The organism is Halioglobus sp. HI00S01 (assembly GCF_001635445.1).
In the GTDB taxonomy this organism is placed as follows: domain Bacteria; phylum Pseudomonadota; class Gammaproteobacteria; order Pseudomonadales; family Halieaceae; genus Halioglobus; species Halioglobus japonicus.
Window position 1 is genome coordinate 323,848 of sequence record NZ_LWEE01000058.1, and the last position, 12,550, is coordinate 336,397.

The following is a 12,550-nucleotide window of genomic DNA, read 5'->3' on the forward strand; positions in this document are numbered from 1 at the left end:
GGCTTAGCCGCGGTATAAACCCTTGCCGGAAATTTTGGGCAGATCAAAGGCCGCGACCATGCCGGGGGCGTGGTTCACCACGGCCGGAATGGCATTGACGATGGCGGTGGCAGTCTGGATAACACCGGCCACGGCATGATCACCGTGTTGATCTTCCATATCCATGCTGATTTCCATGCGCGGTTCGCCCTCGATAATGACGCGATAGCCCTTTCCCGTGGGCCATTCAGGCGCGATGTTATCGGTGATGCGGGTAATGTGTTCCAAGACGATGGCGTCTTTGCCATCGATCACGCCGCGCACTTCAAAGCGCATGGCCCCGGTGGTGCCGGCCTTGAAAATACCCATAGCATTTTCAGTGTCAGATTCCAGCGGCAGGCGCTCGTGTACCTCGTACACCCGTTCCAGTTCGACCCCCAGCCCGGCTGCCACCGAACGCACCGCGCCGCCCCAGCCCAGGGACAGGGCGCCGGGTTCGAATAGCATGCACTTGTGATCCACGGGGTAGCCGAAGCCCATCACCTCACGAATCGTTTCTTCCTGCTCGTAGGTCGAATAGTTGATGATTTCCTGCATGCGCACGTGAGTCCAGTATTCGGACAGGCCGGTGAATACCAGCGGCATCGTGTCGTTGGCAAAGCCGGGGTCGATGCCGTTGTTAAAACAGGTGCTCTGGCCTGCTTCGCAGGCGGCCTTGATGGGTTCGGCCAGGAAGCCCACATCGGGACTGTCGGGCTGTTGCAGCATGAACAGAGAGCTGGCCACCACGTTAATGCCCTGTTGCAGGCAGCGGGCCTGGTCCTGGGCGGCCTCCAGCATGCGGGTTTCCGAGTGGGCGGTGTAGCACACGCAGTCGGGTTTGAGCGCGAGCATGGCGTCAATATCGTTTGAGGCGAGGATGCCGGTTGGCGTGTCCAGCCCGGCGAGTTCGGCGGCATCCTTGCCGGCCTTGGCATCGCTGCTGACGATGTGGCCCACGAGTTCGAGTTCAGGGTGATTGATAACGGCGCGCAGGGCGTATTTGCCCACGTTGCCGGTTCCCCAGGTAACGACGCTTAACGGCATGGTAGCTCCTTATTTTTATGCAACGCACAGAGCTTATACGGCGTTGGTATATCGCTGGACTGTTAGAGTGCGATGGAGTGCGCGATTCTTAGCGGTGGGATGACATGCTGGACTACCGCGCTGAGCGCAGCGCCGATCTGGGCGGAATCCTGATATTCGTCTAGCGCGACTATGCGTCCGTCTGCAGCCTTGCAAATCGCACAGGCTTACAGCGCGATCTCTGTGTCGCGTGCTGTGCTGGGTGGAGCACGGGCGGCTGGGATAAGCCTCGTGCTGGCCAGCCAACCGAACCAGTTGCTAAGAGCATCCCACTCTAGTCCAGCTGCAGCGCGAATACGCACCCAATCCTCCCCGAGCAGAGAACGGGACGCCACAGCTTCGTCGGTAGCGACATCGACCGCATCGATGTAGCCTTGTCGGTCGGTTTAGAGCATGGCCATGATGGCCGTGTCGAACAGGGTGGTGGTGCCGGAGTGGCCACAACCAGGGGCGCTAATATTGGCTTTACCCGACATGCGCGCCGGTGGCGTGTCGACATAGGGCGAGCGCCCCCCGCCCAGCAAAGTGACTACATCATCAAACTGGAAAGCCGTGTTGTCATTTAGCGACGCAATTCGCTTGGCCTCCGGCGCTTGTGTACCGTCGCATATCCACCGTTCCAGATTACGCAGTGCCTCGCGCACCATGTGGGGGCCGATGTAGCCGGTGCCGCCGAGTATCAGAGTCTTGCGTCAGAGATAGTCATCCTTTAACCAGCCCCGCGCCTTGTTCAGTGTTGCAGAGGCGACTGCCCTGGCGGTGATGCCGGCCTCGATGGAGCGAAATCTGCGTGCGTCCATGATGGTCTTTTCCTATGAATCTCAATGACTGCGTCGAGCGAATAGTAGACCTGATACCCACACTGCACTGATACGTTATGGCGTGGTCTAGGACTCGCCACCAAAATCGGCCGCAGTGTGGCTGGCCATGACCTCCAGGAACCAACCCGGAAACTGGCTGATAAATTTGTTCATGTCCCAGTAATCGCTCCAGCGATAAATCAAGCCGTTGCGTATCTCGTGCATCGTGGCGAAGGTATGCTCTGCCGTTTCGCCGGTCTTGAAGATCCACTTCTCGGTGTGGTCGAGAAAAACTACATCGCCATCGGCAGCAATATGATGGGTGATCTGTTCCTGTCGCTCGATATGATCCCAGGCGATGGAGAGTCGGCGAACAACATTGTCCGGCCCGTGAGCACCTGGGTCGTCACTGGGCATATCGCGGTAGTGAATGTCTGGATGCAGGCAGCTCTTGAGAGTGTCCCAGTCGTGCTCGGCCAGGGCGCGCCACATCTTCAGTGCCAGCGCTTTATTATTTTCCGACATTATTTCTATCCTGTGGGATGGCGGGTCGCGGGGCTTATTAGCGCAGGTTCACCGCAGCGCGTCAATGTGTCAATGTGCTTTAACCGCAATAGTGGATGCACTAGACTGGCGCGCCCTTCTCCAAACGGTATTTTCTCGTGAGCGGCAATGCCCCGGGCCTAACTACTATGACAGCGCGCAGCCAGCAGAACTTCCTGCTCGCTGCGGCGTTCATCATGCCGCTGACGTTTTCGGTGTGGCAGGCGCTGCTCAACAACTTTGTCGTCGAGCAGGCGGCCTTTACCGGGGCTGAGATCGGCATGCTGCAAAGCCTGCGTGAGGTGCCAGGCTTCCTCGCGTTCACCGCGGTGTACGTGCTGCTGGTGATACGCGAGCAGCGCTTTGCATTGGTGTCATTGTTGGTGATGTCCGTGGGCGTGGCGCTAACGCCTTTCTTTCCTACAACCTATGGGCTGTATGCCACAACCGTGGTGATGTCGCTGGGCTTTCACTATTTCGAAACCATTAATAAGTCCCTCACGCTGCAGTGGGTGCCCAAAGCCGAAACCCCTCACTTTATGGGCCGCGCCATGGCGGTTAAGGCAGCCGGTGCGCTGCTGGCTTACGGCGGCATCTGGGTGCTGATGGAGCTGGCGGGCGTGGGGTTTAGCGGCATGTACCTGTTGGCGGGCGGGTTGGGCATTGTCATCACTTTGGCGCTGTGGGCGCGCTTCCCGCAGTTTCCCGAGCAGGCGCAGCAGCACAAGAAGCTTCTGGTACGTAAGCGCTATTGGTTGTACTACGCACTGACGTTTCTGGGCGGGGCCCGCCGTCAGATCTTTATGGTGTTTGCCGGATTTATGATGGTGGAGAAGTTCGGCTACTCCGCCGCAGATATCAGCTTGCTGTACCTGGTGAATTACCTGTTTAACCTTTTCTTTGCGCCCAAAATAGGCGCCTGGGTAGGGCGAGTGGGCGAGCGTCGCGCGCTACAAGTGGAATACGTGGGCCTGATCGTGGTGTTCACTGGTTATGCGTTTGTGGAGAGCGCTACCGTGGCGGCGGGGCTCTACATTGTCGATCACCTGTTCTTCGCCCTGTCGATTGCCATCAACACCTATTTCCAGAAAATCGCAGACAGTCGTGATATTGCCGCTACCGCCAGTGTCAGCTTTACCATTAACCACATTGCGGCGGTGTTTATCCCCGCGCTGCTGGGTATTCTCTGGCTGAGTTCCCCGCCCGCGGTGTTTCTCATTGGGGCGGGGATTGCGGTGGTTTCGCTGGTACTGTGTAACCTGATTCCCAATACCCCTGAGGACGGGCATGAGCTGCGCTGGGGACGCGCTGCCTAGTTCGAATCTCGCAGCCGGCCCCGGTATTTGTTGCGGGCCAGTTCCTGCATGTCTTCAACCGTGTCGCTTTCGTCCATGATCTCCCGGCCCAACAGGGTTTCTACGGCATCCTCGAGCGTGACTATACCTTCGGTCTGGCCATATTCGTCCTCCACCAGGAACATGTGCTCGCGGCGCTTAATGAATAAATCCAGCAGCCTTAATACGGGCAGCTCGCCGGACACGCGGTTGATCGGAATTATGAAATCGCGCAGCGGACGGTTCTCGCCATCCTCCCGTTCGACCTCATGCAGTGTTGGGCGCAGGGCCATGCCGACGATGGTGTCGAGGCTCTCCTCGTAAACCGGCAGCCGGGTAAACGGCACTTGCGCCAGCTTCGCGAGGGCCTCACCGACGGTGAGCGAGGCATCGATGGCGCTGACCACGGTACGGGGGGTGAGAATATCCTCGGTGCGGGTCTGGCGCAGCTTGAGCATGTTCTCCAGCAGTTCACTTTCCTGGGATCCCAGCGAACCGTGGCTGGCGCCAAGACGTGCCATGGCGGCCAATTCGTCGCGGCTAATGGCGCTGGAGTGGCCGCCGCGGCCAAACAGGGCGGTGAGCTTGGCCGAGAACCACACTAGGGGGTACAGGAGTTTTACCAGCACCTGGATCACCTGCGCTGCAGGCAGGGCTAGCTGCTTCCAATAGCGAGCGCCGAGCGTTTTGGGAATGATCTCTGAGAGATACAGAATCGCCAGTGTGAGCAGAAAGGCCACCAGTGTTTCGTATTGGGTGCCGAACACTTTCAGGGCCTGAGCGCCGACGCCGGCTGCGCCCATAGTGTGGGCAAAGGTGTTCAGAATCAGAATGCTGGAGATGGATTCATCCAGATTCTCTTTGACGTTTTGGAGTGCTTTGGCACGTCGTGGTTTGTCAGTTTGTTGGCTGGCGACAAAACCCGGGGTGACCGAAAGCAGGACCGCTTCAAGAATAGAACAGAGAAAAGATACACCGATTGCGATCAGCAGGTAGGTGAGCAGTAGTGTCATTCAGGGTTCAAGACCGCGTGTTTGGGAAACACGATTATAGGTCAATAGTGGGTTTGTCCCAAGGCGTGCTTGGCAATGTAGTGTGGGAGGTATTTAGGGGAGAAAGCGGCCGGCACAGGGGTGTGCCGACCGAAGCGGGATAGTGCTGAGAAATCTTACAGGGCCGGCAGCAGTACGCTGTCGATGATCCACACAGTGCCGTTGTCGGTCTTCACTGCGGTGCAGCTAACTTCTGCCATGTTCACCCGGGGCTTGGCGTCTGCACGGCCAAAGTACACTGACTGGCCCTGGAGTGTGGCTTTACGCTGCGCGATATTGTTGAAAGCGCGACGGGGGTCGGGAGCACCTTCGGTGACGTGGTAGGTCAGTACCGCAGTCAGCAGATCGGTGTCTGCGACCACAGCATCAACCAGCGGTGCAGGCAGTGCGCCGAACGCGTCGTTGGTGGGTGCAAATACAGTGATGCCTTCAGTAGTGGCCAGGGTATCTGCCAGGCCTGCTGCTACTACCAGATCAACCAGGGTGCTCAGTTCCGGGGTTGCGATAGCGGCGTCAACAATGGTGCCATCAAAGGTTACTTTGTTGGCAGAGGCACAGTCGCCGAAGCTATCTGCGTTCGCGCCAGTGGACAGGGACATTGCCATGGCAGCGGAGGCGGCCAGCGTCATTAGTTTTTTCATAATCAGCTCCAAAAAGTTCAGGGTTCAACGAGTAAGCCCAGTGTTTGGCAGCTGTTGCTGTCCTTGCAGCGCTTACTTGAACAAAACTACGGGGCCATGATTTGTCCAGATCAGAGGGTGGGCGCAAAAAGCGGACTTTGTCCGGTATTTGTCCAGAAGAGGGGCCGGGAAAATTGATTTTTGTATAAAAACTGCCCGGGACGAACGTGCTACACGAGCGCCCCGGGGCTTGATCAGCTTACTCGTCGAGGAAGCTGCGCAGGTAGTCGGAGCGCGTGGGGTGACGCAGCTTGCGCAGCGCCTTGGCTTCGATCTGGCGAATCCGCTCGCGGGTTACGTCGAACTGCTTGCCCACTTCCTCGAGGGTGTGGTCGGTGTTCATGTCGATACCGAAACGCATGCGCAGTACCTTGGCTTCGCGGGCGGTGAGGCCGGCCAGTACTTCCTTGGTGGCTTCCTGCAGGCCCTGGCCTGTGGCGGCGTCCACCGGTGAGGAAATGGTGTTGTCCTCAATAAAGTCGCCCAGGTGCGAATCTTCGTCGTCGCCGATGGGCGTTTCCATGGAGATCGGCTCTTTGGCGATCTTCAGTACCTTGCGGACCTTGTCTTCCGGCATGTCCATGCGCTCGCCCAGCTCTTCAGGTGTGGGCTCGCGGCCCATTTCCTGCAGCATCTGGCGGGAGATACGGTTGAGCTTGTTGATTGTCTCGATCATGTGCACCGGAATACGGATAGTACGGGCCTGGTCCGCAATAGAGCGGGTAATGGCCTGGCGAATCCACCAGGTAGCGTAGGTCGAGAACTTGTAACCGCGGCGGTATTCAAACTTGTCCACGGCCTTCATCAGGCCGATATTGCCCTCCTGGATCAGGTCGAGGAACTGCAGGCCGCGGTTGGTGTACTTCTTAGCGATCGAGATTACCAGGCGCAGGTTGGCCTCAACCATTTCTTTCTTGGCACGGCGGGCACGGGCTTCACCCATGCTCATGCGGCGGTTGATTTCCTTGATCTCCGTGACCGTCAGGCCGCACTGTTCTTCCAGCTGCTGGATGCGGCGCTGGCAGCGCTGAATGGCTTCTTTCTCGGCGCTCAGCTTGGTGCCGTAATCTTTCTTACGGGCGTGACGAGAGACCCACTTGAGGTCGGATTCGCTGCCCTGGAAGGAGCTGATGAACTCCTTGCGTGGCATGCCGCAAATGCGGGTGGCCAGACGCATGATCTCGCGCTCCTGGTCACGCACGCCAACCAGGATGTTGCGCGGCGAATCCGTCAGGGGATCGAAGACACGCGGGGTGAGCTTGAAGAACTTGAACAGCTCGCCCAGCTTTTCCATTTCTTTCTGGCTAGTGGCGTCATCGCGGCCTTTGGCGGCAATGGCCTTCTCGGTTTTGTTGTACTGGCGCTTGAGCGCTGAGAAGCGCTTTTTCGCTTCTACCGGGTCGGGACCATTGTCCGACTCTTCGTCGTCATCATCGTCGCTCTTGTTCGCAGCGGCCTCGGCCATCTCTGCTGCAGAGGGCACATGCTCCGCCGGATCGAGGTAGCCCACCATAATGTCAGCCAGGCGGCGCTCTTCCTTGGCCACCAGGTCGTATTCGTCGAGAATGCTTTTCACGGCACCGGGATACAGGGCCAGGGCGGCCATCAGCTCACGGATACCCTCTTCGATACGCTTGGCGATGACAATCTCGCCTTCGCGGGTCAGCAGCTCCACGGTACCCATTTCGCGCATATACATGCGCACCGGGTCGGTGGTGCGGCCGGCTTCGGTTTCTACCGCGGCTAGGGCGGCAGCGGCTTCGGCTGCGGCGATGTCGTCGGCGGAGGAATCGCCTTCGGTCATCAGCAGCTCATCGGCATCGGGGGCGGTCTCGAATACCTGGATGCCCATGTCGTTGATCATCTGGATGATGTCTTCGACCTGATCCGGATCGGAAATATCCTCCGGCAGGTGGTCGTTAACCTCGGCGTAAGTCAGGTATCCCTGTTCCTTGCCTTTGGCGATTAGCGACTTGAGTCGGGACTGTTGTTGGACGACATCGTTCATGTAACTGAACCTTTGAAATTCGCGAAAAAAAATCAGCCGGCAATTATATCCGGAAACTGCACGCTTAACTACAGCTAAGTAGGGCGAATTAGCCGTTTATTTGGCGCAAATACCCTCACAATCGCCCCAGAATCAGCTTTGCTTATGTATGGGCGACCAGCTCGATTACAAGGGGGTCACGCTCTTCGGGTGCGGAGGTCCATCGGGGCGGGTTTTCCGCCTCCTCAGCGTCGGCAATTTATGCCTTTGGCACGCCTATGTTTGGCGATGTTAGCACTTACTTGCGCTGCGCATCCCGCTGCTGCTTCTCTTGCAGTAGCTCCCTCAGGCGCTGCTTTTCCAGCTCGCTGAGATCAGCGTAGTTGGTGCTTCTGAGTTTGTCGACCTGAGCGGTCAGTTTTGAATGATGCGGGAGCTGGTGGGCCAGCTTGTCGACCGTGTCGAGGAATTGCTGCTCAATGCCCTCAGTGGGGATCAGGCGCTCCAGCCCCGCCAGGCGATTCAGCAGTTCGCCTTCGGTAGTGCCATACCAGTGGCCGAGCAACATGCCGGTATTGGATTCCGGCCGCCTGTGTACCAGCTCCAATAGTTGGCGTAACAGCGCGCCGTCACTGTCGCCGAGCTCAGCCAGGCTGCCGGGGTCAACGCCGCGTGCAATCTCGGGCTTGTGGAGTACCAGGGCAATGGCGCCCTGGGCGAGGTTGGAGTAGCCCGCGGGCAGTTGCATGGCCGGCCGTTGGCGGGGTTGGTGCTCGTCACCGGCCTCCGAGTCGTAGTCGGGGTAGTCGGCCAGTTCGGGCGGTGGCGCATCGTCATCCGGCCCGGGGCCCGCCTTATTTGCAGGCCATCCCTGCGTCTGATTGGCATGTCTCGTTGCTTGCCCAACGGTGCCCTGGCTGGGCCCCTGGCTTGCCACTGGCGGAGGTTCAGGTGCGCTCACCTCAAGTTTCATGAGGCTTTCAAGTTCCAGCCCGGTGCGCTCGGCGAGGGCCTGGAACATGAGCTGGCGATACACCCCTTCCGGGAGCTTGCGCAAGTAGGGCAGGGCTAGCTTGCTCATGCGCGCCCGTCCATCGAGTGTGCTGGTATCCAGCCCCTCGGCAACCGCTTCGAACAGGAAGATTTCCAGGGGCATGGCCTGGCTCAGCAGTATTTCAAACTGTTCCTTGCCGTTGGCGCGTACCACGGTGTCCGGGTCTTCGCCTTCGGGCAGGAACAGGAATCGGGCCTGGCGCCCGTCTTCCATGCACGGCAGGGCGGCCTCTAAAGCGCGAAAGGCTGCCTTGCGGCCGGCCTCGTCGCCATCGAAGCAGAAGATGACTTCAGGGCAGCGGCGATAAACTCGCTCCAGGTGGGCTTTGCTGGTGGCGGTGCCGAGGGTGGCGGTGGCGTAGTTAATGCCGTACTGAGCCAGCGCTATCACATCCATATAGCCTTCGACGACCAATAGGCGGTCGAGCTTGCGATTGGCCTGCAGTGCCTCATAAAAGCCGTAGAGTTCGCGGCCCTTGTGGAAAATCTCGGTTTCCGGGGAGTTGAGGTACTTGGGTTTATCGTCGCCCAGTACCCGCCCGCCAAAGGCGATTACCCGGCCGCGCTGGTCGCGGATCGGGAACATGATGCGATTGCGGAATCGGTCGTAGACGTTGCCCTTGTCGTTTTCCACCAGCATGCCGGTCTGCATGAGTTGCTGGTTGTGAGCCTGGCTGTCGCCCAGGGTCTCGCGCAGGTTCTGCCAGCCGGGGGGCGCAAAACCGATGCCGAAATCCCGGGCAATCACGCCGGTGAGGCCGCGATCCTTAAGGTAATTGACGGCCTGGGCGGCCTGGGGGTGGCTGCGCAACTGCTGCTTGTAGAAATCCGCTACCTGCTCCATGAGTTTGTAGAGCGATTTTTTGCCGTCTTCCTTTTCGGCGCGCGCCCGGGCTGCAGGCCCCTCTTCCCGGGGTACTTCCAGGCCGACGCTGGTCGCCAGGGTTTCCACGGCCTGCGGGAACTCTACGTTCTCGTAGTCCATGACGAAGCCGAGGGCATTGCCACCGGCGCCGCAGCCAAAGCAGTAGTAGAACTGCTTGTCAGGGTTCACGGTGAAGGAGGGTGTTTTCTCCTCATGGAAAGGGCAGCAGGCGGAGTAGTTTTTGCCGGTTTTTCTTAGCTTGACGCGCCGGTCAACCACGTCGACGATGTCGACACGGTCCAGCAGGTCATCGAGAAAAGCTTGTGGAATTCGTCCGGCCATAGGGAGAGTAGTCTATCCTTGCCGGTGCCGTTGGCGCCACCGATGTTGCGCCGGGAATGTATTCAGGCGGTGAGGCGCTGCTTCACCAGGCCGCTGACGGCGCCCATATCGGCGCGGCCGGCCAGTTTTGGCTTGAGCTGGCCCATGACAGGGCCCATGGCCGCCATGCCCTCGGCGCCGGAGGCGGCGATGGCCTCGTCAATCAGGGCAAAAATTTCGTCTTCGGAAAGTTGCTGGGGCAGGAAAACCTGCAGCACCTCGATCTCGGCGTTTTCTTTTTCCGCCAGTTCGGCGCGGCCCGCATCGATGTACTGCTGGGCAGAATCGCGGCGTTGCTTGACCATTTTGTCCAGCACAGCGAGCGCCCGAGCGTCGTCTACTTCGACGCGCTCGTCCACTTCGATTCGCTTGAATTCGGCCTGAATCAGCCGGATGGTGCCCAGTCGCTCTTTGTCCTTGGCCTTCATGGCCGCTTTCATGGCGGCCCTGATGGTGTCCGTGAGGGACTGATCACTCATAGGAGGGAAGCTCTAGCGTCTGTTAGTACAGACGAACGCGCTTGCGGTTCTCGCGAGAAACCTTCTTCAGGTGACGCTTAACAGCAGCAGCGCCAGCGCGCTTGCGTACAGTAGTGGGCTTCTCGTAGTGCTCGCGCTTACGAACTTCAGCCAGAACGCCAGCTTTTTCACAGGAACGCTTGAAGCGACGCAGTGCTACGTCGAAAGGCTCGTTTTCCTTGACCTTGATGTGGGGCATTAACTCTATACCTATTTCTGTGTTGGGTGCATTTCCCGGGCTTTCGGTCCGAGATTGCCTAAAAGGGCGCGCATTCTATACTCACCGGCCCCCGTAATCAAGTATGATGCGCGTCGTGAAACAGAGTGAATTTTCCCTATGCTAATCCTCGGATTGGAGACGTCCTGCGACGAGACAGGCGTGGCCCTATACCACACAGAACGGGGGCTGCTGGCGCATGCCCTGTTCAGCCAGATAGACATCCATGTAGAGTATGGCGGCGTGGTGCCGGAGCTGGCCTCGCGCGACCATGTACGCAAGACCTTGCCCCTGCTTGAGCAGGTGATGGCCGAGGCCGGTGTGACCGCGGCAGATATCGATGGTGTGGCCTACACGGCGGGCCCCGGGCTGGTGGGCGCCCTGATGGTAGGTGCCACCCTGGCGCGAGCGCTGGCCTGGGGTTGGGGGGTGCCTGCCCTGGGTGTACATCATATGGAGGGCCATTTGCTGGCGCCCATGCTGGAAAAGGAACACCCCGAATTCCCGTTTGTGGCCCTGCTGGTGTCCGGTGGCCATACTCAGTTGGTGCGTGTCGATGGTATTGGCAAGTACAAGCTGCTCGGCGAGTCCCTGGATGACGCCGCCGGCGAGGCTTTCGATAAAGTGGCAAAAATGCTTGCTCTGCCCTACCCCGGTGGACCACATGTGGCCAAACTCGCGGCCCAGGGTAACTCAAACCGGTTTGATTTTCCCCGGCCGATGGTCAATCGCCCCGGGCTGGATTTCAGCTTCTCCGGGCTCAAGACCTACACCTTGAATACGGTGGAAGACTGCAAGATTGATGGCGTACTGGGGGAGCAGGACCGGGTGGATATTGCCCGTGCCTTCGAGGATGCCGTGGTATCTACCCTCACCATTAAGTGCCGCAGGGCGCTGCAACAGGAAGGGCTCAAGACCCTGGTAATGGCGGGCGGAGTAAGCGCTAACTTAAACTTAAGGGCAGAGCTGAAAAGGGCTCTGGCGAAAGAGCAGGCGGCGGTGTTCTACCCTTCGCCGCAATTTTGCACCGATAACGGCGCCATGATTGCCTATGCGGGGGCCCAGCGCCTGCGCGCCGGACAGAGCGATGCTGCCGATGTCGCCGTGCGCCCGCGCTGGCCGATGGATCAATTGCCCCCGATCGAGGCCGCGTAATGGACATTGTGTATATAGAAGGCCTGCAGGCTGATGCCGTAATCGGCGTGTATGACTGGGAGCGCGATATTCGCCAGCCCCTGGTGATCGATCTGGAGCTGGCCTCAGACAATCGCCGGGCCGCGGCTAACGATGCCATCGCAGACGCGGTGGATTACGACGCCATCTCCCAGGCGGTGGTAGCCTATGTTCAGGCCAGTGAATTTGAGCTGATTGAAACCCTGGCAGAGCGGTTGGCGACGCTGGTGCGCGGGGAATTTGGTATTGGCTGGGTGCGCCTGCGCCTGGCCAAGCCCGGGGCCGTCAAGGCCGCTGCCAGTGTCGGCGTGATCATTGAGCGCGGGGAGCGCCGCTGATGGCGCAGGTGTACCTAGGCCTGGGGAGCAATATTGAGCGCGAGCGCTATATCACGGCGGGCCTTGATGCCCTGGCCCAGCGTTTCGGTGAGTTGCAGGTGTCGCCGGTGTACGACAGTGCCGCAGTAGGTTTTGAAGGTCAGCCCTTTCTTAATCTGGTTCTGGCGCTGAACACGGACTTGCCAGTGGGTGAGCTGGCCCGCACCTTGCGCCACATTGAGATCGAGCATGGGCGGCCGCCCAATGCGCCGCGGTTTTCACCGCGCCAGCTGGATATCGATATTCTTACCTATGATGACCAGGTGGGGATGATTGAAGGCGTGGAGCTGCCGCGGGGAGAAATTCTCGAAAACGCGTTTGTACTGCGGCCGTTGGCTGACCTGGCGCCGGCGGGTGTGCACCCTGTTGCGAAACGCACGTACCGTGAACTCTGGGCAGATTACGATCAATCCTCTCAGGAGATTGTTGCGGTGGCTTTCAGCTGGCGAGGGCGAACACTCTAGCG

The 12,550-nt window shown here is 59.2% G+C and carries 13 protein-coding genes; 4 read left to right on the plus strand and 9 right to left on the minus strand.

What is annotated here, in order from left to right:
* Positions 1–3 precede the first annotated feature (3 nt).
* The 3 genes from A3709_RS09785 to A3709_RS09795 form a co-directional block, all read right to left on the minus strand.
* Positions 4–1,065, minus strand: coding sequence for a hypothetical protein (locus A3709_RS09785; RefSeq protein WP_066053683.1), 1,062 nt, complete (start codon positions 1,063–1,065; stop codon positions 4–6).
* A gap of 425 nt (positions 1,066–1,490) precedes the next feature.
* Positions 1,491–1,751 carry an alpha/beta hydrolase domain-containing protein gene (locus tag A3709_RS09790; protein WP_066053687.1) on the minus strand — a complete coding sequence of 87 codons (261 nt, stop codon included), beginning with the start codon at positions 1,749–1,751 and terminating at the stop codon, positions 1,491–1,493.
* Between the two features lie 240 nt (positions 1,752–1,991).
* Complete coding sequence (locus A3709_RS09795; protein WP_066053690.1) at positions 1,992–2,429, minus strand: nuclear transport factor 2 family protein; 438 nt, start codon at positions 2,427–2,429, stop codon at positions 1,992–1,994.
* A gap of 167 nt (positions 2,430–2,596) precedes the next feature.
* Between A3709_RS09795 and A3709_RS09800 the strand changes: the two genes are divergently transcribed.
* Complete coding sequence (locus tag A3709_RS09800; protein WP_066053693.1) at positions 2,597–3,763, plus strand: MFS transporter; 1,167 nt, start codon at positions 2,597–2,599, stop codon at positions 3,761–3,763.
* Here A3709_RS09800 and A3709_RS09805 read toward each other — a convergent pair.
* The 6 genes from A3709_RS09805 to rpsU form a co-directional block, all read right to left on the minus strand.
* The gene (locus tag A3709_RS09805; RefSeq protein WP_066053696.1) at positions 3,760–4,794 is read right to left on the minus strand and encodes a CNNM domain-containing protein; all 1,035 of its coding nucleotides are present in this window, start codon (positions 4,792–4,794) and stop codon (positions 3,760–3,762) included. The two genes, A3709_RS09800 and A3709_RS09805, sit on opposite strands and share 4 nt — an antisense overlap.
* Before the next feature lie 155 nt (positions 4,795–4,949).
* On the minus strand, positions 4,950–5,474 hold the full coding sequence (locus tag A3709_RS09810; protein ID WP_082850037.1) for a fasciclin domain-containing protein: 525 nt from the start codon (positions 5,472–5,474) through the stop codon (positions 4,950–4,952).
* Positions 5,475–5,712: 238 nt separating this feature from the next.
* Positions 5,713–7,521 carry an RNA polymerase sigma factor RpoD gene (gene rpoD / locus A3709_RS09815; RefSeq protein ID WP_066053702.1) on the minus strand — a complete coding sequence of 603 codons (1,809 nt, stop codon included), beginning with the start codon at positions 7,519–7,521 and terminating at the stop codon, positions 5,713–5,715.
* Positions 7,522–7,798: 277 nt separating this feature from the next.
* Positions 7,799–9,760, minus strand: coding sequence for a DNA primase (gene dnaG, locus A3709_RS09820; protein WP_066053708.1), 1,962 nt, complete (start codon positions 9,758–9,760; stop codon positions 7,799–7,801).
* A 62-nt stretch (positions 9,761–9,822) separates the two neighbouring features.
* Entirely contained in the window at positions 9,823–10,278 is a 456-nt protein-coding gene (locus tag A3709_RS09825) for a GatB/YqeY domain-containing protein (RefSeq protein WP_066053711.1), read from the minus strand.
* 22 nt (positions 10,279–10,300) lie between these two features.
* Complete coding sequence (rpsU, locus tag A3709_RS09830) at positions 10,301–10,516, minus strand: 30S ribosomal protein S21 (protein WP_066053713.1); 216 nt, start codon at positions 10,514–10,516, stop codon at positions 10,301–10,303.
* Positions 10,517–10,654: 138 nt separating this feature from the next.
* Between rpsU and tsaD the strand changes: the two genes are divergently transcribed.
* Genes tsaD through folK form a run of 3 tightly spaced genes read left to right on the plus strand, consistent with a single transcriptional unit; the run spans position 10,655 to position 12,548 of the window.
* Positions 10,655–11,689, plus strand: a complete 1,035-nt coding sequence (gene tsaD / locus A3709_RS09835) for a tRNA (adenosine(37)-N6)-threonylcarbamoyltransferase complex transferase subunit TsaD (RefSeq protein ID WP_066053715.1) — start codon at positions 10,655–10,657, stop codon at positions 11,687–11,689.
* The gene (folB, locus tag A3709_RS09840; RefSeq protein ID WP_066053717.1) at positions 11,689–12,045 is read left to right on the plus strand and encodes a dihydroneopterin aldolase; all 357 of its coding nucleotides are present in this window, start codon (positions 11,689–11,691) and stop codon (positions 12,043–12,045) included. Before tsaD ends, folB begins: the two co-directional genes overlap by 1 nt.
* Entirely contained in the window at positions 12,045–12,548 is a 504-nt protein-coding gene (folK, locus tag A3709_RS09845; protein ID WP_066053720.1) for a 2-amino-4-hydroxy-6-hydroxymethyldihydropteridine diphosphokinase, read from the plus strand. The genes folB and folK overlap by 1 nt, the downstream gene beginning before the upstream one ends.
* Positions 12,549–12,550 lie beyond the last annotated feature (2 nt).

Excerpts from the sequence above, each read along its gene's own strand:
- A3709_RS09785 (WP_066053683.1), bottom strand. The coding sequence starts at position 1,065 with ATGCCGTTAAGCGTCGTTACCTGGGGAACCGGCAACGTGGGCAAATAC.
- A3709_RS09790 (WP_066053687.1), bottom strand. The coding sequence starts at position 1,751 with ATGGTGCGCGAGGCACTGCGTAATCTGGAACGGTGGATATGCGACGGT.
- A3709_RS09795 (WP_066053690.1), bottom strand. The coding sequence starts at position 2,429 with ATGTCGGAAAATAATAAAGCGCTGGCACTGAAGATGTGGCGCGCCCTG.
- A3709_RS09800 (WP_066053693.1), top strand. The coding sequence starts at position 2,597 with ATGACAGCGCGCAGCCAGCAGAACTTCCTGCTCGCTGCGGCGTTCATC.
- A3709_RS09805 (WP_066053696.1), bottom strand. The coding sequence starts at position 4,794 with ATGACACTACTGCTCACCTACCTGCTGATCGCAATCGGTGTATCTTTT.
- A3709_RS09810 (WP_082850037.1), bottom strand. The coding sequence starts at position 5,474 with ATGAAAAAACTAATGACGCTGGCCGCCTCCGCTGCCATGGCAATGTCC.
- rpoD (WP_066053702.1), bottom strand. The coding sequence starts at position 7,521 with ATGAACGATGTCGTCCAACAACAGTCCCGACTCAAGTCGCTAATCGCC.
- dnaG (WP_066053708.1), bottom strand. The coding sequence starts at position 9,760 with ATGGCCGGACGAATTCCACAAGCTTTTCTCGATGACCTGCTGGACCGT.
- A3709_RS09825 (WP_066053711.1), bottom strand. The coding sequence starts at position 10,278 with ATGAGTGATCAGTCCCTCACGGACACCATCAGGGCCGCCATGAAAGCG.
- rpsU (WP_066053713.1), bottom strand. The coding sequence starts at position 10,516 with ATGCCCCACATCAAGGTCAAGGAAAACGAGCCTTTCGACGTAGCACTG.
- tsaD (WP_066053715.1), top strand. The coding sequence starts at position 10,655 with ATGCTAATCCTCGGATTGGAGACGTCCTGCGACGAGACAGGCGTGGCC.
- folB (WP_066053717.1), top strand. The coding sequence starts at position 11,689 with ATGGACATTGTGTATATAGAAGGCCTGCAGGCTGATGCCGTAATCGGC.
- folK (WP_066053720.1), top strand. The coding sequence starts at position 12,045 with ATGGCGCAGGTGTACCTAGGCCTGGGGAGCAATATTGAGCGCGAGCGC.